This window comes from Oleiphilus sp. HI0128 (assembly GCF_001635365.1).
Genome location: NZ_LWGG01000207.1, coordinates 1 through 651 on the forward strand (window position 1 = coordinate 1; position 651 = coordinate 651).

The following is a 651-nucleotide window of genomic DNA, read 5'->3' on the forward strand; positions in this document are numbered from 1 at the left end:
CATGCTCTGGACGGATAATAATTTGTAGGCAGTCTTCGCCGTCGTAAGTTGCAGCGGAAAGGCTCATGGTTGCGCTAATTTCAGTACCATCTTCACGAATGGATATGCAGGTTGTTGCTTCGGTCTTTTCGGCTTGCGGGTTATCTGAAAAAGGCTTAGATAGCTCTTTGAAGCTGCTTTGTGATTCTGAATTAAAGGTATCAAGCACAGGAATGCAGATCATTTCATCGATATCATCGTAGCCAAGGAACTGCATATAGGAGCTGTTGGCATAGATGTGCATACCATCACTGATATAAGCAATGGCATCTTTTGAGCTATCGAGTAACAATTCACAGCGGTGCTCTGCATCGCGAATTTTTGCTTCCATTAAACGCAACTTTTTACGATCGGCTCGACTCTCTAACTCTCGTCGCAGTACGACGACTATGTGTTTATCATTTTCGAAAGGTACGACATCTTTTGCGCCGGCTTTCATGTGCTTAACCAGCTGCTCATCGTCATAAGCATCACTTAAGACGATAAAGGGCAAATCGCGGTCTTTTTGGCGTATATGCACTAGGGCTTGGTTTATATCAAAGTCAGCTTCTTTTTCGCGGGCAACAAATAGATCCCAAGACTGCTCTTCAAGCGCATCGACGAACTCTTCTT

1 protein-coding gene is annotated in these 651 nt (G+C 44.2%); it reads right to left on the reverse strand.

Annotated features, from left to right (window positions below; translation table 11 throughout):
* Positions 1-651, reverse strand: a 651-nt coding sequence (locus A3763_RS02650; protein ID WP_156494850.1) for a PAS domain S-box protein, incomplete at both ends; no start/stop codon positions are given.